Annotated in this window: 15 protein-coding genes, 1 tRNA gene and 1 riboswitch; of the genes, 8 read left to right on the forward strand and 8 right to left on the reverse strand. The window is 70.9% G+C overall.

Annotated features, from left to right (window positions below):
- Nucleotides 1-3: 3 nt before the first annotated feature.
- A complete protein-coding gene (locus AC1DG4_RS00500; protein WP_477377932.1) occupies nt 4-2,079 on the reverse strand; it encodes an MDR family MFS transporter in 2,076 nt (691 codons plus the stop codon).
- 232 nt (nt 2,080-2,311) lie between these two features.
- Nucleotides 2,312-2,419, forward strand: a riboswitch (TPP riboswitch).
- Between AC1DG4_RS00500 and thiC the strand changes: the two genes are divergently transcribed.
- The 5 genes from thiC to AC1DG4_RS00525 all read left to right on the forward strand — a co-directional run bounded on the left by thiC (nt 2,415) and on the right by AC1DG4_RS00525 (nt 7,607).
- Complete coding sequence (thiC, locus tag AC1DG4_RS00505) at nt 2,415-4,148, forward strand: phosphomethylpyrimidine synthase ThiC (protein ID WP_477377930.1); 1,734 nt, start codon at nt 2,415-2,417, stop codon at nt 4,146-4,148. Its footprint overlaps the riboswitch before it by 5 nt.
- Nucleotides 4,149-4,154: 6 nt before the next feature.
- Entirely contained in the window at nt 4,155-5,438 is a 1,284-nt protein-coding gene (gene thiO / locus AC1DG4_RS00510) for a glycine oxidase ThiO (protein ID WP_477377929.1), read from the forward strand.
- Nucleotides 5,435-5,674, forward strand: coding sequence for a sulfur carrier protein ThiS (gene thiS, locus AC1DG4_RS00515; RefSeq protein ID WP_477377927.1), 240 nt, complete (start codon nt 5,435-5,437; stop codon nt 5,672-5,674). The genes thiO and thiS overlap by 4 nt, the downstream gene beginning before the upstream one ends.
- A 2-nt stretch (nt 5,675-5,676) precedes the next feature.
- Entirely contained in the window at nt 5,677-6,450 is a 774-nt protein-coding gene (locus AC1DG4_RS00520; RefSeq protein ID WP_477377925.1) for a thiazole synthase, read from the forward strand.
- A complete protein-coding gene (locus AC1DG4_RS00525) occupies nt 6,447-7,607 on the forward strand; it encodes a ThiF family adenylyltransferase (RefSeq protein WP_477420396.1) in 1,161 nt (386 codons plus the stop codon). The genes AC1DG4_RS00520 and AC1DG4_RS00525 overlap by 4 nt, the downstream gene beginning before the upstream one ends.
- A 24-nt stretch (nt 7,608-7,631) precedes the next feature.
- Here AC1DG4_RS00525 and AC1DG4_RS00530 read toward each other — a convergent pair whose 3' ends face one another.
- Both AC1DG4_RS00530 and AC1DG4_RS00535 read right to left on the reverse strand, forming a co-directional pair.
- Nucleotides 7,632-8,249: a TetR/AcrR family transcriptional regulator gene (locus AC1DG4_RS00530; RefSeq protein WP_477377922.1), complete on the reverse strand. Its 618-nt coding sequence runs from the start codon at nt 8,247-8,249 to the stop codon at nt 7,632-7,634.
- A gap of 45 nt (nt 8,250-8,294) precedes the next feature.
- Nucleotides 8,295-10,403 carry an MDR family MFS transporter gene (locus AC1DG4_RS00535; protein ID WP_477377920.1) on the reverse strand — a complete coding sequence of 703 codons (2,109 nt, stop codon included), beginning with the start codon at nt 10,401-10,403 and terminating at the stop codon, nt 8,295-8,297.
- Between the two features lie 191 nt (nt 10,404-10,594).
- Here AC1DG4_RS00535 and AC1DG4_RS00540 point away from each other — a divergent pair, with 191 nt between their 5' ends.
- Nucleotides 10,595-11,380, forward strand: a complete 786-nt coding sequence (locus AC1DG4_RS00540) for a DNA/RNA non-specific endonuclease (protein WP_477377918.1) — start codon at nt 10,595-10,597, stop codon at nt 11,378-11,380.
- Nucleotides 11,381-11,390: 10 nt separating this feature from the next.
- Here the strand turns inward: AC1DG4_RS00540 and AC1DG4_RS00545 are convergent, their stop codons facing one another.
- The 4 genes from AC1DG4_RS00545 to AC1DG4_RS00560 form a co-directional block, all read right to left on the reverse strand.
- Nucleotides 11,391-13,265, reverse strand: a complete 1,875-nt coding sequence (locus tag AC1DG4_RS00545; RefSeq protein ID WP_477377916.1) for an ATP-binding protein — start codon at nt 13,263-13,265, stop codon at nt 11,391-11,393.
- A gap of 66 nt (nt 13,266-13,331) precedes the next feature.
- A complete protein-coding gene (locus AC1DG4_RS00550; protein ID WP_477420394.1) occupies nt 13,332-18,041 on the reverse strand; it encodes a Calx-beta domain-containing protein in 4,710 nt (1,569 codons plus the stop codon).
- 194 nt (nt 18,042-18,235) lie between these two features.
- Nucleotides 18,236-20,137, reverse strand: coding sequence for a lipase family protein (locus AC1DG4_RS00555; RefSeq protein ID WP_477377912.1), 1,902 nt, complete (start codon nt 20,135-20,137; stop codon nt 18,236-18,238).
- A gap of 117 nt (nt 20,138-20,254) precedes the next feature.
- Nucleotides 20,255-20,338, reverse strand: a tRNA-Leu gene (locus AC1DG4_RS00560).
- Between the two features lie 691 nt (nt 20,339-21,029).
- Here AC1DG4_RS00560 and AC1DG4_RS00565 point away from each other — a divergent pair.
- Entirely contained in the window at nt 21,030-21,758 is a 729-nt protein-coding gene (locus tag AC1DG4_RS00565; protein WP_477377910.1) for an FhaA domain-containing protein, read from the forward strand.
- Here the strand turns inward: AC1DG4_RS00565 and AC1DG4_RS00570 are convergent.
- Nucleotides 21,748-21,945, reverse strand: a complete 198-nt coding sequence (locus AC1DG4_RS00570) for a hypothetical protein (RefSeq protein ID WP_477377908.1) — start codon at nt 21,943-21,945, stop codon at nt 21,748-21,750. The genes AC1DG4_RS00565 and AC1DG4_RS00570 overlap by 11 nt on opposite strands.
- 5 nt (nt 21,946-21,950) lie before the next feature.
- On the opposite strand from AC1DG4_RS00570, the gene AC1DG4_RS00575 reads away from it, so the two are divergent.
- On the forward strand, nt 21,951-22,469 hold the full coding sequence (locus AC1DG4_RS00575) for an FHA domain-containing protein FhaB/FipA (protein WP_477377906.1): 519 nt from the start codon (nt 21,951-21,953) through the stop codon (nt 22,467-22,469).
- The last annotated feature ends 8 nt before the right edge of the window (nt 22,470-22,477 follow it).

Genomic DNA, 22,477 nt, shown 5'->3' on the forward strand with positions numbered 1-22,477 from the left:
CGCTCAGGCGCTCTGGACCCTGATCGTACCGGTCTCGCTGACGCCGGCCTCGTCGGCCTGCTCCTGAAGCGCCGAGCGGGTGCGCAGCGGCGGCGCCTTGAAGAACCAGCTCAGCACGAACGCGAGCATCAGCACGCCGAAGCCGACCCAGTAGATGATGTCGATCGCCTGCGTGAAGCCCACCATGAACGGCTTGGTGAGCACCGGGTCCGCGCCGTTCAGGAACGAGGTGTCGCTGACCGAGCCGCTGGATCCGCTCGACGCCTTCGAGGTGCCCTTGTCGATCTCCTTGACGATGCTCGGCACGAGCTGGTCGACCCAGTGAGTGCGCTGGTCCTTGTTCGACCAGTCCACGACGACCTTGCCGTCCTGCACCGTCGCATGCCCCCCTTCCGCGACCTGCTTCAGGGCCGCGGCCTCCGCACCCGGAAGCGCCTCCGCGACCTTCTGGTCGATCACGGTCTGCGCCGCGGCAGCCGGGACCTGACCCGCCGCGACGGCCTGGTTCACGCCTTCGGTCACCTTCTGCGTCACGGCCTGTCCCGCCGCGGTCTTCGCCGCGGTCGCGCCCTTGTCGAGCTGCGCCTGGATGTTCTGCTCGAGCGGGCCCGTGATCGGCGTCCACAGCTGTTTCATGACGGCCTTGTTCTGCTCCTTGCCCGCCACGGCGGGATCCAGAGCCGCGTTCAGCGCGGCGGTCAGGGTCGGCTTGTCGGCCATGCTGTGCGTGATGTTCAGCGGAAGCAGCGTGAACAGGATCGAGAGCATGATCGCCGTACCCAGCGTTCCGCCGATCTGGCGGAAGAAGGTCGCGGCGCTCGTGGCGACGCCCATGTCGGGCGCGGACACCGCGTTCTGGCTCGCCATCGTGAGCGACTGCATGAGCTGACCGAGTCCGAGACCGACCACGAACATGCCGATCATCATGAACCACACCGGCGTGCTGGACGAGACGAAGGTGAGCAGCAGGAATCCGAGAGCGGTGCACAGCGTGCCGGTGCGCGGGAAGATGCCGTACTTCCCGGTGCGCGACGTGATCTGACCGGCGGCCATGGACGACGTCATGAGGCCGACGACCATCGGCAGCATGGCGAAGCCGGATTCGGTGGGGGTCAGGCCCGCGACGATCTGCATGTACAGCGGGATGGTCATCATCGCGCCGAACATGCCGAAGCCGACGAGCACGCCGATGACGGTCGCCATCGAGAACGTGTTGGAGTGGAACAGGCGGATCGGGATGATCGCGTCGTCCTTCATCGCGATCTCGATCAGCACGAAGGCGATGGCGCCCAGGCCGCCGATGACGTAGCAGGCGATCGCGGCGAACGAGGACCAGCCCCACTCACGGCCCTGTTCGGCCACGAGCAGCAGCGGTACGAGCGCCACGATCACGGCCGTCGCTCCCCACCAGTCGATACGCGGGTTCTTGTGCGTTCCGACCTTCGGAAGGTGCAGGAACGCGATCACCATGCCGAGCGCGATGAGGCCGATCGGCAGGTTGATGAGGAATACCCAGCGCCATCCCGAGATCCAGAGGATCTCGTTCGCGCCGGCGAACAGACCGCCGACGAGCGGGCCGATCAGCGAGGAGATGCCGAACACGGCGAAGAAGTAGCCCTGGTACTTGGCGCGCTCGCGCGGAGCGAGGATGTCCGCCATGATCGCGAGCGGCAGCGACATCAGCGCGCCGGCGCCGATGCCCTGGAAGGCGCGGAAGCCGGCCAGCATCAGCATCGACGTCGAGAATGTCGACAGCACGGATCCGAGGATGAACACCGTGATGCCGAAGATGAACAGCGGTCGGCGACCGAAGATGTCGCTGAGCTTGCCGTAGATCGGCACCGAGATCGTCGAGGTGATCAGGTAGGCGGTGGTGACCCAGGCCTGCTGATCGAGGCCGTGCAGGTCATCGCCGATCGTACGGATCGCGGTTCCCACGATCGTCTGGTCGAGCGACGAGAGGAACATGCCGGCCATGAGGCCGTAGATGACGAGCAGGATCTGCCTGTGCGTCATGATCGGGGCGTTCTGCTTGCGCTCCGTGCGCGTCGCCCCTGTAGTTGCTGTCGCGGTGGACATGGAGTCCCTTTCACGTGGATCGAGGACGCCGTCGCCCGTCGTCGACACCCGTCGCTTCGAGCGCCGACGTTGGCGGCAAGAATGTTGCAGCCATGCAAGATTACACGAAAGGAAAGGTTGCGCAAACGCAGAATCCCTATGAGGTTGCTGGATCCTGCCCGACCGGGACACGGCGGACGCAGAGTGCGCGCACCCCGCGGCGCAGCCGTGCTGCGCGTTGCGTGTACTGTGTCGGTATCCACACGGGTGCCCTCGCAAGGGCTGAGATCGGGCTGACGCGGCTCGAACCGTTCGAACCTGTCCGGGTAATGCCGGCGAAGGAAGTAGGAGCCCTCATGGGATCTCGCGATTCTGCGCGCGCGCTCGCGCATCTGCACGACTCCACGCACGACCTGCACGTGCCCGTCACCCGGATCGCGCTGGATCCGTCGCCGGACGGGACGCAGAACCCGCCGGTGACGATCTACCGCACCGAAGGACCGGGGAGCGATCCGGTCGTCGGCCTGGCCGCGCTGCGGGAGCGCTGGATCGCGGACCGCGACGACACCGACGCGTATCAGGGCCGGGCGCGCGATCTGCACGACGACGGCCGCTCCGCGATCCGCCGCGGCGCCGCCTCCGCGGAGTGGCGCGGCGTGCGGCGGCCGGTCCGCCGGGCCCGTGCCGGACGCACGATCACCCAGATGCGGTACGCCCGCGACGGCCTGATCACGCCCGAGATGCGCTTCGTCGCGCTGCGGGAGAGCTGCGATCCCGAGCTGGTCCGCGCCGAGGTCGCGGCCGGCCGGGCGATCATCCCGAACAACGTCAACCACCCCGAGTCCGAGCCGATGATCATCGGAAAGGCGTTCCTGGTCAAGATCAATGCGAACATCGGCAACTCCGCGGTGACGAGCTCGATCGCCGAGGAGGTCTCCAAGCTGCAGTGGGCGACCACCTGGGGCGCCGACACCGTGATGGACCTGTCGACGGGCGACGACATCCACACCACGCGCGAGTGGATCATCCGCAATTCGCCGGTCCCGATCGGCACCGTGCCGATCTACCAGGCGCTCGAGAAGGTCGACGGCGACGCCTCGGCGCTCACCTGGGAGATCTATCGCGACACCGTCATCGAGCAGTGCGAGCAGGGCGTCGACTACATGACCGTGCACGCCGGCGTGCTGCTGCGTTATGTGCCGCTCACCGCGGACCGGGTGACGGGGATCGTGTCCCGCGGCGGGTCGATCATGGCCGGCTGGTGCCTCGCGCATCATCAGGAGAACTTCCTCTACACGCACTTCGACGAGCTCTGCGAGATCTTCGCGCAGTACGACGTCGCGTTCTCGCTGGGCGACGGGCTGCGGCCCGGATCCATCGCCGACGCGAACGACGCCGCCCAGTTCGCCGAGCTCGACACGCTCGCCGAGCTGACGAAGCGGGCGTGGACGCACGACGTCCAGGTCATGGTGGAGGGGCCGGGGCACGTGCCTTTCCACCTGGTGCGGGAGAACGTGGAGCGGCAGCAGGAGCTGTGCGACGGCGCCCCGTTCTACACTCTCGGCCCCCTGGTGACCGACGTCGCCCCTGGCTACGACCACATCACCTCGGCGATCGGCGCGACCGAGATCGCGCGCTACGGCACGGCGATGCTCTGCTACGTGACGCCGAAGGAGCACCTCGGACTGCCCGACCGGGATGACGTGAAGACCGGGGTCATCACCTACAAGATCGCCGCGCATGCCGCCGACCTCGCCAAGGGCCACCCCGGTGCGCGTGACCGCGACGACGCGCTCTCGAAGGCGCGCTTCGAGTTCCGCTGGCTCGACCAGTTCGCGCTGTCGCTGGATCCGGACACCGCAGAGGCCTTCCACGACGAGACCCTGCCGGCCGAGCCGGCCAAGACCGCGCACTTCTGCTCGATGTGCGGGCCGAAGTTCTGCTCGATGCGGATCTCGCAGGACATCCGGGATCGCTTCGGCGACGGCGCGGAGCAGGAGCGCATCGCCGGCATGGCGCAGAAGTCCGCGGAGTTCGCCCAGGCCGGGGGACAGGTCTACCTGCCTATGCCGACCGTCGGATCGCGGTAGGACAGGATGCTGCGCAAGGGCGCCGCCGTGGAGAGCGACGGCGACCGCATCGTCGTGGTCGGCGCCGGGATCGTCGGGCTGAGCATTGGGTGGCGGGTCGCGCGGACGGGTCGCCGCGTGGTGCTGTGCGACCCGGATCTCGCCCGCGGCGCCACATTCGCCGCCGCGGGGATGCTCGCGCCGGTGAGCGAGTACCACTATCAGGAGGACGAGCTGCTGCCGCTGCTGCTGGCGTCCGCGGCGCGGTATCCGGAGTTCGTGCGCGCGCTCACGCCCGAGGGCCGGCCTGCCGAGGAGACGGCCGGCTACCGGCCCGGCGAGACCCTGCTGGTCGGGGTCGATCAGGGCGATCGCCGCGCGCTCGCGGATCTGCACGCCGCGCACACCGCGCACGGGCTCGCCGCCGAGCCGCTGACCGCCCGGGACGCCCGCGCCCTGGAACCGCTGCTCGGCCCGCGCGTCACGAGCGCCTACCGGATCCGCGGCGACCATCAGGTCGATCCGCGCGTGCTCGCGGCGCGGCTGCTGCAGGCCCTCGAGGCCGACGACCGGGTGCGGATCGTCCGGGAGCGCGTGACGGAGCTGCGGCGCGCGTCGGCGGATCCGGATGCACGGGTGACCGGCGTGCGTCTCGCCGGCGGAACGGTGCTGGACGCGGACGAGGTCGTGCTCGCCAACGCCCTCGGCGCCGGTGCGGTGGCCGGCCTGCCCGTGCCGCTCGGCCCGGCGCTGCGGCCCGTCCACGGCGACATCCTGCGCCTGCGCGTACCGGAGAGGCTGCGGCCGCTGCTCGGCATGACGGTGCGCGGCCTCGTGCGCGGTGAGAGCGTCTACCTCGTGCCGCGGCGCGAGGGCACACTCGTGATCGGAGCGACGCAGCGCGAGGACGGGCTCGACGGCGTCTCGGCTGCGGGCGTGCACCGGCTGCTGCGGGACGCGCAGGAGCTGCTGCCGGCCGTGGCAGAGCTCGAGCTCCTCGAGACGACCGCGCGGCCTCGGCCGGCCACACCGGACAACGCGCCGCTGCTGGGTCGGGTGCGCGGCGGACAGGGCGCCGACATCCCCGGCCTGATCGTGGCGACCGGCTTCTCCCGGCACGGCGTGCTGCTCGCCCCGATCGCCGCCGAGATCTGCACGGGCCTCGTCGAGGGCCGCGCAGATCCGCTTGCGGCGCCGTTCCGGCCTGATCGATTCGCAAAGGCACCGTCCGCCGCCGCAATGCCGCCCGTCGTCACGCCACCTGTCGCCGCGCGGTCCACCGCCCCCGCACCAGAAGGAATCCTCCGATGATCGTCCTCACCGTCAACGGCGAACCGCATGCCGCCGCGGCACCGCTCACCCTCGCCGATGTCATCGCCGACCGCACCGGGATCCGCATCGCCGCCGACGGGAGCACCCCCGACGGCGCGGCGCTCGGCCTCGCCGCCGCCGTCAACGCGTCGATCGTGCCACGCAGCGCCTGGGCCGCAGCCCGGCTCGCCGACGGTGACGCCGTCGAGATCGTCACCGCGACGCAGGGAGGCTGAACATGGGATCCGACCTCCTCGAGATCGACGGCGTCGCGCTGTCGTCCCGGCTGATCATGGGCACCGGAGGTGCACAGAGCCACGCGGGCCTCGGCGCGGCCCTGGACGCATCCGGCACCGAGCTCACGACGGTCGCGATCCGCCGCCACGATCCCTCCGCCGACGGCTCGCTGTTCCGGCTGCTCTCCGACCGCGGCATCCGGCTGCTTCCCAACACCGCCGGCTGCCTGACTGCACGGGAGGCCGTGCTGACGGCCGAACTGGGCCGGGAGGCGCTGGGCACGCACTGGGTCAAGCTCGAGGTGATCGCCGACGAGGACACGCTGCTCCCGCACGGCGCTGAGCTCGCCGCGGCGACCGAGCAGCTCGTGACGCGGGGCTTCTCGGTGTTCGCGTACACGAACGACGATCCGGCGCTCGCGCGACACCTCGAGGAGCTCGGCGCCGTCGCGGTGATGCCCTTGGGTGCGCCGATCGGCACCGGACTGGGGATCCTGAACCCGCACAACATCGCGCTCATCGTCGAGCGCGCCACGATCCCCGTGGTGCTCGACGCCGGTATCGGCACAGCCTCTGATGCGGCGCTCGCGATGGAGCTCGGATGCGACGCCGTGCTGCTCGCGACGGCGGTGACCAGGGCGCAGGATCCGGTGGGCATGGCGACCGCGTTCCGACATGCGGTGATCGCCGGGCGGCTCGCGGCGCGGTCGGGGCGGATCCCGCGGCGCACCCGGTCTCTCGCGTCGTCGCCGATGGACGGGCGGCCCGACCTGTGAGCGCGATCTCCGACGGCTCCGAGCGGCTCGCCCCCCTGGTCGCCCCGGCCACGCCGCTGACGGACGAGGAGGCGGACCGTTACTCCCGGCACATCCTCCTGCCGGAGTTCGGCGAGAGGAGCCAGCGCCGGCTGAAGAACGCCCGCGTGCTGGTGATCGGCGCGGGCGGCCTGGGCTCTCCCGTCCTCCTGTACCTCGCGGCGGCCGGGGTCGGGACGCTCGGGATCGTCGACGACGACCGCGTCGAGCCCAGCAACCTGCAGCGCCAGATCGTGCACTCGACCGCCGATGCCGGGCGGCTCAAGGTCGACTCCGCGCGCGATGCGATCCTCGCACTCAATCCGCTGATCCGGGTGGAGACGCACCCGGTACGGCTGACCGCCGGCAACGCCGTCGACATCTTCGGGCGCTACGACCTGGTCGTCGACGGCGCGGACAACTTCGCCACCCGCTATCTGGTGGCCGATGCCGCGGCGGTCGTCGGGATCCCCTGTGTGTGGGGCGCGATCCTGCGCTTCGGCGCACAGGTCAGCGTGTTCTGGGAGAAGCACGGCCCCGGCTATCGCGACCTCTACCCGGACGCGCCTCCGGCAGGTTCCGCCCCGTCCTGCGGCGAGGCCGGTGTGCTCGGCATGCTCTGCGGCGCGGCCGGATCCGTGATGGCGGCCGAGGTCGTCAAGCTCCTCACCGGGATCGGGCGGTCGCTGATCGGCCGGCTCTCGACGTTCGACCTCGCCCAGGCGCGTTGGCGGGAGTTGCGGATCGTACGAGATCCCTCCCGCCCCGCCGCGGCTGCACCGGATCCGGACTCCGCCTTCTGCGCCGTGCCGGGTGCAGTCCGGCCGCTCGGCGCCGCCGAACTCCGGGCGGTGCTCGCGGAGCGCTCGGCCGGGCGGGCGGCGTTCGCGCTCGTGGACGTGCGGGAGCCGGAGGAGTCGGCGCGCGGCCAGATCCCCGGCTCGCTCTCCGCGCCGCTGAGCGCGCTCGGATCGGACATCGCAGCGCTCGACGGCGTCTCCCGGGAGAGCAGGGTCGTGCTGTACTGCAAGGCCGGAGTGCGCGCACGCACGGCGGCGCGGATCCTCGGCGAGGCCGGCTATCGCGACCTGGATGTGCTCACCGGCGGCATGACGGCCTGGGCGGCGTCCCGCGACTGACCCCCGATGAGCCGGCGCCCAGGCTCAGCCCGCGGCGCGCAGCAGCGCTCCGCGGGCGGCCACGAGCTCCTCGACCGCCTCGAGCAGTCGCGCAGCGCCCGGCCGCTCGCCGCCCGCGGTGCCGTCGTGCACGATCACGCTGAGGGCCGCCATGGTGAGGGCGACCGCCGACATGGCCTCCGCGTCGTCCGCGCGCTCGCGGACCAGGGCGTAGTACTGCTCGCGGATCCCGCCCATCCACTGCGCGAAGGCGGGCATGAGCTCGGGGCGGCGCACGACCAGCGCCTTCATGCGCTTGCGCTGCTGCGCGTCGTCCATCGAGGCGCCGATGAGCTCGCAGAGCGCCGGAACGAGCTCGCCCTCGGCGGCGCGGAACGCGTCGGCGCCCTCGGGGGAGATCCCGCTGTCCGGCAGGTCGAGAGCGGCCGCGGCCTTGGACGGGAAGTAGTTGAAGAAGGTGCGCGGCGACACGTCCACCGCCTCGCAGATCTGCTCGACCGTGGTGCCGTCGAGGCCCCGCTCATCGACCAGACGCAGCGCGGCCTCGTGCAGTGCCTGCCTGGTCTGCTGCTTCTTGCGCTCGCGCCGGCCGCAGTTCTCCGCGTGCGGATCCGACCCGGTCAGCGCCTCTGTGTTGGTCATCGCTCTCCTCGAGAGCCGGGGCGGGCTCAGCCGCCCCGGCTCCGCTCAGGCCCTGTGGGTCCTGATGCTTCCGGTTTCGGTCATGCCGACCTTGTCCGCCTGTTCCTGCAGCGCGGAACGCGCGCGCAGCGGCGGCACCTTGAAGAACCAGGTCAGCACGAATGCGAGCAGGATCACGCCGAAGCCGACCCAGTACAGCGTCACGAGGCCGTGGATGAAGCCGATCATGAACGGCTTGCTGAGCGCGGCGTCCGCCCCGGTCAGGAACGACGTGTCGTTCACCGCAGTGCCGGAGGAACCGGATCCTGAGGCGTCGTTCTCCTTCTTCTTGATCTCGTCCTGCAGCGTCGGCACCAGCTGATCGACCCAGTAGGTGCGCTGATCGTGATCGGCCCAGTCGACCGAGACGGTGTCACCCTGCACGGTGGCGTGCGCCTTCTCGGCAACCGCCTTCACGACCTGCTCATGCGCGGCGGCCTCGGCCGCGGGCGTCGCCTCGGCGACCTTCTGCGCGATCACGGCAGGGGCGGCCGCGGCCGGCAGCTGGCCCGCCGAGACGGCCTGGTTCACGCCCGCGGTCACGGCGGTGGTGACGGCGGCGCCGGCGGCGGCCTTCGCCTTCGCGTCGCCCTCGGCCACGCTCTTGTCGAGCTGGGCCTGGATGTTCTCCGTCAACGGCGTGACCATCGAGGTCCACTGCTTGTCCATGATCCCGGCGTTCACCGCCTTGCCTGCGACGGCCGGATCCAGTGCCGCGTTCAGCCCGGCCGTGAGGGTCGCCTTGTCCTCGGTGGCATGCAGGATGTTGGCGGGCAGCAGCGAGAACAGCACCGAGAGCATGACGGCCGTGCCCAGGGTTCCGCCGATCTGGCGGAAGAACGTGGCGGCGCTCGAGGCGACGCCCATCTCGTGCGGGTCGACCGAGTTCTGGCTCGCGAGCGTCAAGGGCTGCATGAGCTGGCCGAGCCCGAGACCCAGGACGAACATGCCGAGGAAGATCTGCCAGAGCGGCGTCTCGTACCGCAGGAGCGTGAGCGAGAAGAAGCCCACGGCGGTGAAGAGCGTTCCCAGCACGGGGAAGATGCGGTACCTGCCGGTGCGCGCGGTGATCTGCCCGGAGACCAGGGACGCGATGATCAGGCCCACGATCAGCGGCAGCATCGACAGCCCCGACTCGGTCGGGTTCATGCCGACGACGATCTGCATGTACAGCGGGATCGTCATCATGGCGCCGAACATCGCGAAGCCCACGAGGACGCCGAGCACCGTGGCCATCGAGAAGGTGCGGGAGCGGAAGAGCTTCAGCGGAATGATCGCGTCGTCCTTCATGACCGCCTCGATCACGATGAACGCAACGAGTCCGACGCCGCCGATCACGTAGCAGGCGATCGACGCGGCGGAGTCCCAGCCCCACGCGCGGCCCTGCTCGACCACGATGAGCAGAGGCACGAGCGCCATGATCACGGCGGCAGCCCCCCACCAGTCGATCCGGGGACCCTTGTGCTTGCCGACCTTGGGCAGGTGCAGGAACGTGATCACCATGAACAGCGCGAACAGGCCGAGCGGGATGTTGATGAGGAACGTCCAGCGCCAGCCGTCGATCCACAGGATCTGGTTCGCGCCGGCGAACAGGCCGCCCACGAGCGGGCCGATGACGGTCGCGATGCCGAACACCGCGAAGAAGTAGCCCTGGTACTTGGCGCGCTCGCGCGGAGCGAGGATGTCGCCCATGATCGCGAGCGGCAGCGCCATGAGGGCGCCGGCGCCGATGCCCTGGAAGGCCCGGAACGCGGCGAGCATCAGCATCGACGTCGAGAACGCGGAGAGCGTGGAGCCCAGGATGAAGATGACGATGCCGAGGATGAACAGCGGTCGGCGACCGAAGATGTCGCTGAGTTTGCCGTAGATCGGCACGGCGATGGTCGACGTGATGAGGAACGCGGTGGTGACCCAGGCCTGCTGATCGAGGCCGTGCAGGTCGTCGCCGATCGTGCGGATCGCGGTGCCGAAGACGGTCTGCGCGAGTGACGAGAGGAACATGCCGCTCATCAGGCCGTAGATCACCAGCATGATCTGCTTGTGCGTCATGATCGGCTTCGCAGCGACCGGGGCTGGTGCCTCGACCGTCGTGACGGTGTCGGTGGCGGTTGCCATAGAGGTCCTTCCAGGGGAACGGGGGATGAGGCGGTGCGGATCCCGCCCGCGGACTTCATCGATCGACGCGAGCGCCGGCGCCGGCGCAAAACTTGCAACTCTGCAATGTTACACGCTTGCAAGCTTTCCTGCACGCACGGATTTCGGATCCGCCTCGTGACAGTGTCGGAGGCATCCGTCACGATGGGGGCATGACGGACGGCTACCAGCCCGGCTTCCTCTCCACCTCTGTCCCGCTCCCACGCCCCGAGCATGAGGTGCGCGAACTCGCGTATCCGCGCTTCACCGTGCTGCTTGACCCCGGGCGCCGGTTGGCGGTGGCGACGGGCGTGAACATCGACGGCGCGGCGCTGCGCGACCTGCCGCGCACCGGCGAATGGCGACTCGACCCCCGGCTCGGAGAGGACGAGCAGACCGGGCCCGCCGTGTACGCGCGCAACGACCTCGATCGCGGGCATCTGGTGCGCCGGCGCGATCCGGGGTGGGGAGAGGTCAGTGAGGCGCGCGCCGCGATGGAGGCCACCTTCGTCTACCCGAACGCGGCACCGCAGGCGGCGCGCTTCAATCAGGGTCCCGAGCTCTGGGTCGGCCTCGAAGACCACGTGCTGACCTACGCCGAGGCGACGGCGCAGCGCATCTCCGTGTTCACGGCGCCGGTGCTCGCCGACGACGACCCGCCCTATCGCGGCATCCGGATCCCGCTGCGCTTCTGGAAGATCGCGGCCTGGGAGGCGGCGGGTGCACTCTCGGCGGCGGGATTCGTGCTCGACCAGAGCGACCTCGTCGACACCAGGGACGGGCTGCTCGCCCCCGCTCCGCTCGGCGGGTTCCGCACGTTCCAGGTGCCGATCGCAGAGATCGCCGCGCTCTCCGGCGTCGATGTCGGGCCGCTCACGGCCGCCGACGTGCTGACGACCCGGGGGATCCGCCCGGTCGAATGGCGCCCGCTGCGCAGCGCCGACGACATCGTGCTCTGATCCGCTGCGGTCAGCCGGCGAGGCGTTCGCGGGCAGTCCGAAGGATTCGGAACCACGTGCGGCGACTGACGTTCAGCGCGGCGAGGCACTGCTCCTCACTCGTGCGCGCGCCGAGATGGATCAGCTCGATCGCGCGACGCAGCCGCCGGTCTTCGGCGCTCGTGTCGAAGACCTCGTCCAGCCGGGCGATCAACGCGCCGATGCGCGCCGGATCCTCATCCTCCGCGAGGAGCGGGCCGGCGTCGAACCGACGCGGGGGGAAGCCGAGTTCCGCGAGCACCATCGCCTCGACGTTGCCCACCGCCCCGAGGGGGCGGAAATCGCTGAGCGCCACGGGCCGCGGCAGGGGACCGGGGACCTCGCTGGCGATGCTCGCGGGGACAGGCGGTCGCCGATCCGGCGCGGGGTAGTGGATCAGCATGGTCTGCATGTCGCCGACGCCGTGCTGCATCATGAAAGCACCCGTGCCCAGCCGTGCCGCCTCGGCCGTCTCGGTGGCGGGCGCGGCCGCGAACAGCACGACGCCGGCGAAGGAGCGATCCGGATCCGCATCGGTGTGCTCCGCCGCGATACGCAGGCTCGCCGCGATCACGCTTTCGGTCGCCCCGAGCTCGTTCGGCTCCCTCAGCGCGCGTACCGGCACGAAACCGCTCACCATCACCAGCGGGCCCTCCCGGCGACGGATCAGCAGGGTGCGGTCCGGCCGTCGCTCCAGCCAGGCGACGATCTCGCGCCACTCCGGTCCGGAATCGAAGCCGTGCTCGCGACCGAACCGGGCCAGTTCGCCCGGTTGCAGCCGGCTGTCCGCGTAATGGGTCTCGCTGGGTTCGTTGCCGATCGCGCCGCGCAGCTCCGCCCCCTCCAGCAGCCGGGAGAGCCGCAGCAGAGCGCCCATGTCGCCGAGCTTGGCACGGGTGGCCAAGTGCTCCGCGATACGGCGCGTGAGTGCCGCCGCCCGCTTCGGCTCCGTCGCGCGCAGGTGCGCCCTGATCGAGGCCGCGAGAACGGCATGCAGGGCGATGTCATCGCCGAACCGCTCCACGACGGGCAGCGCGGCAAGCCTCCGCAGCCCGTCGCGGGTGGCCTGCCCCGGGAGCGCCGCGCTGAGCAGCCGCGCATCCAGGGTGCGGGCGAGGGCGGCGACCTCGAGGACGTCCCGCGACGCGTCGAGGATCGGCTGCCCGACCAGCCACTGGGTCAGCCGCTGCTCCAGCGCGGCGGGGCTGTCGCCTTCTGGTCGGCCCGCGGGGGCGCCGGCCGCCACGGTCAGAGCGAGCGGCGAGCCCTGCGCCCACTCCACGACGCCCGCGATCCGCTCGGCATCCACACCGCCGGCGCGCAGCAGGGCCGTTGCTTCGACGATGCCGAGCGGGCGCAGCGGGAGCGACACGACGATCGCATCGAGGCCGCCCTCGCGCCACGACGCCGACGGGCCGCGGCGTCCGGCCAGCACCACCCGGCTGGACTCGCCGAGGCTGTCCAGCAGGCGGTCGCGCAGTGCTTCCAATCGCGATCCCAGAGCATCCACCTCGTCGAGCAGGATGACACGGTCATCGGCGCCGTCGGACTCGACCGCCTCGACGGCGGACTCGAGTTCCGGGCGCAGGGTGCGTGCGTCGATGCGGGAGACCCGGAAGCCGGCCTCCCCGGCGCGACGGGCGACGGCGCGCAGCAGCGCCGACTTGCCGATGCCCCCTGGTCCGTGCACGAACAGGATCCGACTCGGACTGCGCGGATCGAGCAGTCCAGCCGCCGCCGCCAGCTCGGCTTCTCTGCCGACGAAGCGCGTGGCGTCGGACTGTTCGGCGGTGTCACGCAGTGACCGGGTTCCCACTCTCCAGAAGGTAGTGGATCCGGCCTCCGGGCGGGAGCGGAGCGCGGTCATGCGCTGAGCCGGTCACCCCGGCTCGGAGCGGGCGCCCGAGATCCTGTCCCGCGCCCTCGAGCGGGGTCAGCGCTGCCGCCGCCGTCGCGCTCCGAGCAGCAGCGCCGCTCCGGCGAGGAGCACGAGCGCCCCTGCGACGATCGCCGCGACCGGGACCACCGCACCCGTGCCGGGCAGCGCTCCGTCAGCCGGAGCGCTGACCGTGGCGCCACCGCCAGGCTCGCCGCCGCCCGGGACTCCCGGTGCAGGCGTCGCGCCGGGGGTCGGCGTGCCGGACCCCGGCGTGGAGGTCGGAGTCGGCGTGGAGGTCGGGGTCGGCGTAGGCGTCGGGGTCGGCGTCGGGGTCGGACCGTCGGCGAGCTCTCTGGTGATGAGGACGGTGACGTCGGCAGGCGCGACGACGGAGCGGGAACCCGAGGTCAGCGCGAGCGCGATGGTCAGCAGGTGCCCCTGCTCGTCCGGCGCAGCCGCGGTCAAGAGCGCCGTCGGCACTGTGATCGTGCCACGGGCGACTCCGTCGCGGTCGCGTGAGAGCGTGAAAGTCCCTGATGAGGCGGTGTAGTCGCGGCCGGCCAGGGCCGTCCCGTCGACCGTGTTCCAGCTCAGGCTCGCCGTTTCACTCTCGGGGACGAACGGGGAGGAGACCTCGATCGAGGCGGTGTCTCCGGCCGAGACGACCGTGCTGCTCGCCCGCAGGGTGATCGGGTCGTCATCGACGACCGTCTCGGATCCCGTGGCGGGAAGGATCGCGGACGCGACGTCAGGGGCGGTCGCGCTGGCCGTCAGGGTCAGGGCGCGGTTCGGCTGGGGCTGCGTGTTCCCGCGCAGCACCAGGGGCACCGTCGCCGTCGTGGCGCCTGCAGGCACCGGAATCGTCACGTCGAGCGGCTTGTAATCCGTCCCCGCCGTGGCGGTGCCGTCGGCGGACCTCACCCGCACGCTCAGGTCCACCCCCGCGGGCGCGGAGAGCTGGAGCGTCACCGGTGCGGACGTCAGAGCGTCGTTCCCCTCGGGCGACGACGAGGGTGAGAACGACAACTCCGGCGCCGGATCCGCGCCGACGATCGTGACATCTGCGGTCGGGGCACCGATCACCGCGTTCGACGACACCCCGGTGAGCAGCAACGACGCGTGCCGGTCCACCCCCCACACCCCGTCGGGCGCCGGAAGGGCCAGCGGGACGTCTGCGCGCGTCTGCCCGGCGGGCACCGTGACATCTCCCGTCACGTCGCCGAAGCGCCACGATACGACCAGATCCCCGGTCGCGGGACGATCCAGCTCCACGGCGGCGACGGCGGATCCGCCCTCCGGGCCGATCGCGGCAACCGCCGACACCTGCACCTCGGGTTGCGGTGGCACCCAGCCCGAAGCCGCGACGCGCGCCGACGGCAGCACCAGAGCCACGCCGTTCCACGAGGACGGGTAGTTCTGCAGGACGAATCCGTCGATCTTCGCCGGGTACGGCTGGAACCAGTCTCCGACGTCGGGATGCCCGGAGGATCCCGCCGTGGCGGCACCCCAGGTCAGCAGCGTGCCGTCAGCGCGGCGCACATGCCACGTGGCCCAGGTCGTCTCCACATCCACCGCAGGCGCACCGGGGGGCAGCGGCAGTGAGAAGAGGTTCCAGCCCGGACAGGTCTCGGGCGTGCAGCCGTCGACCTTCATCGCGAAGTCGGTCGAAGCCTTGACCCAGACCTTGCCCGAGGCGGTCACCACCCAGAACTCGTCGGCGCTGTTCGACACGGCCACATCCACCGCAGGATCCGCCGGCCCGAAGTCGCCGAACTGCCTGATGTGGTTGCTGGGTGCCATCGCCGGTCCCGGCATGTCCTCTCCGCACGCGAAGACCCGCCCGTCGGCCAGGCGGAACATCGCCGCGCCATCGTTGTTGCTGCCGCCGATCGCCTGCACGAGGCCGGGCAGGGCCGCTGTCAGCTCGGGTTCGACCACCGCGGTGTAACTGATCGGCCGGTAGCCCGGGGTGTCCGCGCACTGCCGCCGTCCCCACTGCAGCAGCGTGCCGTCAGCCTGCTGGGCAAGGCCAGCCCCGCCCAGGTTCCACACCTTCACCACGTCGCTCAGCGGATCCGGATGCCCGTCGCCGTCGGTGTCGGGCCCGAGCACGTAGTCGGGGTAGTTGCGGCAATTCAGCGCGGCGCCTGCGCCGAGTTGTCCGTCGGTCGTCGCGTTACCTTCACAGCCCACCGAGGCGACATGACCGTCCGACAGGAGTATGAACATGGCGGGCACCATGTAGGTCGTCTCGGTGATGGCGGTGACCCCGGCGAGTTCTCCGGACGCGCTGCCGAGGCCGTACATGGGCCCGTAGTTCGTGCCGGGCAGCCGCGTGATCGAGCCGTTGCCGTCGCCCCAGCCCCACACGGTTCCATCGCTGAGCAGCGCGTTGCCGCCGACCATGAATGCCGAGACCTGCACGGCGTCGGTGATCCCCATCGAGGCGGGCAGGTCGGCAGCGCCCCCGTGCGCGTTGCCGCGGTAGTCGCCCCAGGTCCACACCTCGCCACCCGTGCCGAGATCGATCGGCTCATCGGGGGTCGCGGTGTCGCAGTCGTCGTCCTCGTGATTGAACAGCACCTCCGCCTGCCGCGGGTGCACCGCGGCGTTCCCGTCGTTGCAGTCCGCGACCGCGTTGTCGGCCCAGCCGTCGTGGTCGTGGTCGGGATCGTCGACCTGCCAGCGCCAGGCCTGCTCGGCCACGTTTCCGGGATGCGGATCCTGCACCTGCACGCTCACCGTGTGCGGGCCGCGCAGGTCCGCCGTCGGGGTGAGCGTGAGCGTGGGATCCGTGGAGTCCTGCCGCACGCCGTCGACGAACCAGTCGTACCGTAGCGGTCGGCCCTCAGGATCGCTCGCCTGCGCCGTGAAGGTCCCGCTGTCGCCCACGGCGGTCGTCGCGTAGGCCTTGGCGTCGATGCCGCTCGGCGCGAACGCGTCGATCACCGGCGGCTGATCAGACGCCGTCACATCAACGAGGGCGTGCGCGGTCACCGCGACGCCGGCGGCGTTGGTCGCGGTGGCCGCCACGACCCGATGCCCTGCCAGTTGGTAGGTCACCACGGCCGTGTCGCCGGTGGCGTCGTCGAAGGCGCCGTCGCCGTCCAGATCCCAGGCGACCGTGCTGCCCGCCGATGCAGTGGCGGTCAGCGACACCGGTGCGCCGACGGTCGCCGCCGTGGGGGAGGGCAGGGTCAGCGCGGGCACGGCCGTCGCGGCGGATCCGGTGACCCCGTCGGCCACACCGCGCAGTGCATCGGCCGTGCTGCGCAACAGCGCCGACTGGTCTGCCTGGCCGTTCACGATCGCGGCCACGGGCCCGAGGTTCTCCAGCGGCGCGCAGTTCAGGCCGCCGGCGACCAACCCGTTCGCGCGCACCTGATCCAGCCAGGTCGCCCTGGTGGCCCCCGCGTTGCCCCAGTTGCGCAGCGCCTGATCCTCGGCCGGCGTCAGCCCGCTGCCGTTCGCGCCGTTCAGGCCGCCGAGCACGCGCCGTGCGTCCGCGCACTCGGTCTCGGTGATGGTCGTGAGGTCGGGGATCGCGGTCTGCACTGCGCCGAACCAGTCATCGAGCAGCCCGGCCGTCACGGGAGCCGCATCGGCCAGGGTGTCGGCGAGGTTCGCGGCCGATCGCGCCTGCGCGACGGCCGCCGCGGTGTCGCCCGCGGCTTGCGCCCCCTGGTATCTCTCGATCGCGGCCAGCAGCGCCGTCCACATCAACTGCTCGCGTTCGAGCGCGGTCGCGAACGCGCTCATGGTGTCGAAGACCGGGCCGTCCCCCTGCGTCTGCGGGATCGGCAGGTCCGGTTGCACCACCGAGGTCGCGGTCGTGAAATCGGTGCGCGGCGGATCCGCGTAGATCCCGAAGAACGTCTTGGCCTGGTTCGCGATGAGGTTCTTCGCACCGGACGTGACGAACGTGCGGACCGGGGATCCATCCAGCCCCCAATAGGCCGAGATCAGTCCGAAACAGGCGCCGGCATCGTCGCCCGCGCACCGAGCCGCATCCTTGATCCGGCCGGTCTGCTCGATCCAGGTGGAGATCGCGGGGGAGTCGACCCAGATGTTGATCACCTCGAGACAGCCGTGAACCGCGTCCTCCAGGTCGTCGCCGTGCTCGAAGGCCGCCATGCCGCAGCCTGCGGCCTTGTCGACGTTCAGCAGGGTGTCGAACAGCCGCGAGATCTCCTGCCAGTTACCCCACTGCGTGTGCGCGTTGTTCTTCAGCGCCAGGATCGACTGGTCGATCGGCGGCAGCTCGGGCGGGAAGGCGACCGTGATCATGTCGTGCAGCAGGGTGTCGGACGCGGCGTTGAAGACGCCGTTCTGGCAGGTGTCGACCACGATCGAGTAGTCGCCCTCCGGCAGGGATCCGCTGGGCTGGGTGATCGCGAGGATCTCGTCGACGAACGTGCCGCCGGCCTGAACGATCGTGGTCGGGGTGCCTGCCACATCGGTCAGCGGGTCGCCGTCGGCGGGCTCGTCCTTCGCATCGATGACGTAGATGTCGGCCGCCGGATAGACGAAGTCGTCGATGCCGCCCGCGTTCGCGGCTGCAGAGCAGTTGTTGAAGTACCGCAGCCGCCCGTCGATGCGCACGACCTCGTTCGGCCCCAGTGTGGCGTGCCCCTCCCCGGTGCTGAAGCGGATCGAGTCCTCGTCGGCGTGGGCCGGAATCATCGGAGTCATCACCAGCGCGGAGACGATGAGCGCCCCGATCACCAGGCCGCCACCCACTCGCCGACGCTGCTGCCCGCTCATCCGCCCCACCGCATCGCCCCGTTCTCCCTGATCCTCGGGCCACGCCGACGATGCCCCGTCCGGCGCCGTGCCCTCGCTCTTTCGTCGGGCACGTGCACCGACGCTAGTGGCGGCGGGTGGTCGGTGTCAGTGTCACGGAGGTGCCATTCTGCGCGCGCCGGCTGCCATCCGCCGTGCGCGATCCGGGTCGAAGGTCAGCCCGCGGGCAGGTCGCCGCAGTCCGGGGTCGGCGCCTTGTCGTTCCAACGGTCGAGGGTCCACTGCTCGAGCTGGGGGGTAAGAGGAGAGTCTGGGCCCACGAGCTCGACGTGTCCGAGCCCGGGGTAGGTGCGGTAGTCGACGGGGACGCCTGCGGCGCAACGGTCCTTCACCCACTCATCCTGGATCGCCGGCTTCACGAGCGGATCCGCCAGCCCCTGCGCGACGAGCACGGGAGCGGGGAACGGCCCCTTCGGCTCCTGCTCCTTGAGCATGTCGCCGAACGGGCCGTCCAGCAGCGTGTTCGGGAAGATCTGGTTCGGCACCTGGCTGCCGCGCAGGATCGCGGCGAGGCCGTCGTGCCCGTTGAAGCAGAGCCCGCCGATGCGTTCCACCGGCCCGGCGGATCCGGGGGTGAGGCTCTTCTCCACCTTCAGCTCGGGGAACACCTTGTCCCAGGTCGCCGCGATGTAGGCCGACACCGTCTTGCCGGCCGTCTCCGACTTGATCGCCTCGGCGAGCGCATACAGGTTCGAGGCCGGCGCGAACGCCGCGACGCCCTTGACCGTGAACTCCGGAGCGTAGGACGAAGCGATCTGGCCGGTCCAGAGCGAGCCCTGGCCGCCCTGCGAGTGCCCCCAGATCACAGTGTCGGTGGAGACCTTCACCGCGCTGAAGCCGAGCACCGCCCTGGATGCGTCCCAGACGTTGCGCGCCTCCGCGTCACCCACGAGGTAGGGATGCGGGCCCTTCGTGCCGAGGCCGATGTAGTCGCTGGTCACGGCGACCCAGCCGTGCTTGGTGACCATGTCGACCATGGCCGTGCCGGCGCCGTCGGCGAACGGCTCCGCGCTGAGCGAGGGCGCGCAGCCGGGGACCACCCCGACGGTGCCGTGCGAGACGGTGAGCAGGGGGAGCGGATCCGATCCGGGATCCTCCGGCGCCAGCACCGTGCCGCTCGAGACGGCCGGCGACCCGTCGGGGTTCGTGGTCGTGTACAGGATCCGCCAGGCCTTCGCCCCGGCGGGAACGCCGACCGTCATCGGTTCGGAGCGGATCAGCGTGCCGGGCTTCGAGGGTACGTCGGCGGGTGGCGTGTAGAACGCGTCCGGCACGGGCAGCGGAGTGCCTCCGAGCAGCGCGCCGCTGCCCGCGGCGAGCGCGACGGCGACCACGAGGGCGACGCTCGCCCCGATCGTGCGGAGCCAGCGCACCCACGGGCGGCGCCGGGCGTTCGTCGTGGGAGAGCGCCTCGCGAGCGCGCGCACGATCAGCTGCAGCCCGATGAAGACGAACCACGCCCCGACGCCGAGCCGGAACACGACCAGGGTCAGCACCGGCCAGAACACGGTGATCGCGGCCACCGCGAGCGTCGCGACCGCCGCGATGATCCCTGTGACGCGCTGGTCCGCGCCGGGGCGGAAGGCGCGCACCGCAGTGGCCAGAGCGAAGGCGATCAGCGCGATCGTGAGGAGCAGCGCGAGCAGGGGCGCACCCGCGACCGGCCACAGCGCCATGCCGGCTCCGAGCAGTACGAGCAGCCCGCCGAGCACACGCGCGACGATCACGGCGACCGAGCGTGTCGCGGATCCGTCGTCGCCCTGCCCGTTGCTCTCGCCCGCGGTGAGGAGCACGGCGATGCCGGCCAGCAGGATGCCGATCCCCGTGACGAGCGCGATCGTCTGCACGGTCATCGACACGAGGAGGAAGACGACGCCTACCGCGACGATCGCGATCCCCAGCACGATGCGGATCGGAGCGCTCCCCCGTGCGGCCTTCGGAGCCAGGCGGCGGAGCGGTGCCGCGCGCGGCGCGGGAGTCTTCGGAGCGGCGTTCTCGGGCGCGGCGCTCTCGGGCGCGGGTTCCTCGGCGGCGGGTGCGGACTCGTTCGGAACCACGGCGTCTCCTTCGGCTCGCGCCGCGGTCCGCGGCTGACGCCAGATTAGCGGCGCGGCCACCCTGCGCACACGAACGAAGAAGGCCCGGATCTCTCGATCCGGGCCTTCTTCATACTGTGCGCGAGGGGGGACTTGAACCCCCACGCCCTTGCAGGCACTGGCACCTGAAGCCAGCGCGTCTACCTATTCCGCCACTCGCGCATGCCGGTCCTCGCGAACCAACCTCCCGAGAATATCACGCCCCGGCGCGCACTCCGAACCGGCGCCGCGCCCGCCCGCGTCGCGTGCACGGCTTGCCGTCGAGCGCACGGCTTATGCGCGCAAACATCCCGTGAACCCGGCAGGATCCGGTGCACCCGGCAAGATCCGGTGCACCCGGCAAGATCCGGTCCACCCGGCAAGATCCGGTGCACTCGGCAAGATCCGGTGCACTCGGCAAGATCCGGTGCACTCGGCGCCAGATCCCCGAGCGCCGCACCCGCCCATGTCGAGTACACGGCTTGCCGTCGAGCGCACGGCTTATGCGCGCGAACATCCCGTGCACCCGGCAGGATCCCGTACATCCGGCGTCGCACCCGAGTCCAAGGCAGGCAGGTACCGGTGCACCCGGCAGGATCCGGTGCACCCGACGCCAGATCCCCGAGCGGCCGCACCCGCCCGCACCCAATGCACGGCTTGCTGCCGAGCGCACTGCTTATGCGCGCGAACATCCCGTGCACCCGGCAGGATCCCGCGCACCCGGCACCGCACCGCGGCACCCGGCGCCGAACCAGGGCACCCGGCGCAGAATCAGGACGAGCGGATCGCTCCGACCCCGGATCGCGCCGTCGGGGGGATCATTCAGGCCGTGTCGCTAACATGGCCGTACCGATCGGTGAGCCATGGGAGCCCAGTGGGACTACTAGACAGCTTTGAGAAGGGTCTCGAGCGTGCTGTGAACAGCGCGTTCGCGAAGACCTTCCGCAGCGGCATCCAGCCCGTGGAGATCGCTTCGGCACTGCGTCGCGAGATGGACACGAAGGCGGCCGTCGTCAGCCGCGACCGCATCATCGTGCCGAGCACGTTCCTCGTGCGGCTGAGCGGCGAGGACGCGACGGCCATGCACGGACTCGGATCCGCTCTCATCGATGAGCTGCACGTTCTGGTCAAGGAGCACGCCCGCGCGCAGGGCTACAGCTTCTCCGGCCCCGTGAACATCGCCCTCGAAGCCGACGACAAGCTCGCCACGGGCACCGTGCACGTCGAGTCCGCGTCCACGCGGAGCAGCGGACGCGTCACCTGGCAGGCCGTCATCACCACGGGCGGCACACGCCACCCCGTCTCCAAGGCGCGTACCGTGATCGGCCGCGGCAGCGATGCCGACATCACGATCAGCGATGCCGGATCCAGCCGCAAGCACGCCGAGGTGCTGTGGGACGGCGATCACGCCATGCTCCGCGATCTCGGCTCCACCAACGGCACCAAGCTCAACGGCCAGCGCGTGCGCGAGGCCCAGCTGGAGAGCGGCATGGTCATCACGATCGGCCGCACGGACCTGACGTTCGAGGTCGTGCCCGTCTCCGAGCCCGCCCGCGGCGGCCGCGGCGACGACGCCACGCGCGCGTTCGGGGTCAATCCGTGAGCGCCGCCCAGGGACAGCGGGGCGTGCGCACCAGCACCGAGGGGCAGCTGTCGGGTCCGTCCTTCGTCTCGCTGCGCTCGCTCAGGAACCGGGGGCTGCGCTCGCTCAGGAACCGGGGGCTGCGCTCGCTCAAGAACCGGGAGTCGCGCTCGCTCAGGAACCGGGGACTGCGCTCGGTGAGGAGCATGCGGCATGAGTGAACTGACGCTCCTCCTCCTGCGCATCGGCTTCCTCGTGCTGATGTGGTTCTTCGTCTTCGCGGTCGTCTACTCGCTCCGCGCGGATCTGTTCGGCGTGCGCGTGCGCAAGCTGCCCCAGGGCGAGGCGGCGGCGAGCGCCCCTGCGGCGAAGCCGGCCCCCGCGCCCGCGAAGGCCCCGGCCGCACCGAGGAGCAGGCCCGGCGGACCCGCCACCACGTCCACCGTCACCAAGCTCGTCATCACCTCCGGACCCAAGGCTGGCCTCGAGGTGCCGCTCGGATCCGAGCCGATGTCGATCGGCCGCTCGAGCGAGTCCGGGCTGGTCATCCGCGACGACTACACGTCCAGCCATCACGCGCGCCTGCTGCTGTGGGGCGACCAGTGGATGCTCCAGGATCTCGACTCCACGAACGGCACCTTCCTGAGCGGTGAGCGCGTCGGCGCCCCCGTCGCCGTGTCGATCGGCGCACCCATCAAGGTGGGCGCCACGACCTTCGAGCTGCGGGCGTAACCGGCGGC

This window comes from Microbacterium sp. 05N427, assembly GCF_056397105.1.